This window comes from Sphingobium sp. MP9-4, from assembly GCF_005281675.1.
GTDB classification, from domain to species: Bacteria; Pseudomonadota; Alphaproteobacteria; order Sphingomonadales; family Sphingomonadaceae; genus Sphingobium; species Sphingobium yanoikuyae.
Genome location: NZ_LUFI01000004.1, coordinates 1 through 1,493, shown reverse-complemented (window position 1 = coordinate 1,493; position 1,493 = coordinate 1). Strand labels below are relative to the sequence as shown.

Annotated in this window: 1 protein-coding gene and 1 pseudogene; both read left to right on the top strand. The window is 68.2% G+C overall.

Annotated elements, in window-relative coordinates; genetic code table 11:
• Positions 1-405 (top strand): annotated as a pseudogene (locus A0U87_RS02705) (cell division protein FtsZ); the annotation flags it as partial.
• A 252-nt stretch (positions 406-657) separates the two neighbouring features.
• A partial coding sequence (locus A0U87_RS02700; RefSeq protein WP_137405199.1) for a tetratricopeptide repeat protein occupies positions 658-1,493 on the top strand: 836 nt, incomplete at its 3' end.

Below are 1,493 nucleotides of genomic sequence, written 5' to 3'. Positions count from 1 at the left end.
GCACCCGCCCCGGCCGCGCCGGTCGCTGCTGCACCGACCCCGGTCGCCGCGCCTGAGTCCGAAGCGCTGGAACTGGACGTGCCCGAAGCCCCGGCGCCTGCGCCGATCGCTGCGCCTGCCGCCGAAAAGGCGCCGCCGGCCTTCGCACCTGCGCGTCCCGCCGCCGTCTTCTCCGACGAGGATCCCTCGCAGGATGAACTGCTGCTCGGCGCCGAAGCAGCCGAACCGACCGCACCGGAAGCCGCGCCCAAGCCCGCCCAGCCGGCGCCGCGCGTCGCGACCGGTGGCACGCTGTTCGAACGTATGGCCGGCCTGACCCGTGGCAGCGAAAAGGCACCGGGCGCCGAAGAAGGCACGCAGGGTCTGGATATCCCGCGCTTTCTCAACCGCCAGAACAACCAGTAAGGCCAGCGTGCGGGCATAGGCCCGCACCGGCCTGCCAAAGGCGCGCCGTCGGTCGCTTCGGGCGACCCGGCGCGCTTTTTTGTGCAGGTCATTTCCCATTGCTTCCGCGATCCGCTAGACCTTGATCGCTTCGGGCTGAATCAGCCCGAAGCGTGAATCAAGGTCTGAAATCATCGACTAGAGCCTGATTCACGTTATCGGCGGAAGCGCGAAGCGCTTCCCCCTCAAACGATCAGGCTCTAAGGGAGCGATGTGACACGATCTCATCTATGGATTCTCGGCAGCCTGCTTCTTGCCACGGCTGCGCAGGCGCAAACCGACCAGGCCGATCTGGTCCGGCCCTCGGGCGCCGCAGACCTCAACAATAATCTGGCGAAACTGGCCACCAATCCGCGGGATTTCAACGCGTTGGTGGGGGCGGGCGAAGCCGCGCTGGAGCTGGACGATGCCCGCGCGGCCGCCGGTTTCTTTGCCCGCGCCGACGCGATCCAGCCCAATAATGGACGCACCAAGGCGGGCCTGGGCCGGGTCATGCTGAAGATGCAGAACCCGGCCGAAGCGCTGCGCCTGTTCGACCAGGCGACCCGTGCCGGCTATCCCGAAGCGACCATCCAGGGCGACCGTGGCCTTGCGCGCGACATGACCGGCGACCAGGCCGGGGCGCAGCGCGATTATCATGCCGCCCTGCAACGCACCCCGGACGATGCCGAACTGGTGCGCCGCTATGCCGCCTCGCTCGGTATTTCGGGGCAGGTGGATGCCGCCGACAAGGTGTTGCAGCCGCTGCTCTACAAGAGCGACCGGGCCGCCTGGCGCTATAATGCCTTCATCCTGGCGATGAACAACCGCCAGGCCGAGGCCAAGAAGGTGGTCGACCAGACCATGCCGGCCCAGCTGGCGAGCGCCATCACCCCCTATATGCAGAAAATGCCCTATCTGACGGCGGCGCAGAAGGCGGCCGCGGTCCATTTCGGCCATTTCCCGCAGGTGGTCGCAACCAGCATCACGCCGATCGTGCCGACCCCGCCGGCGCCGGGCGTCCAGCTGGCGTCGCGCGACGCCGCACCCGCCGCCGCCGCGTCGACCGC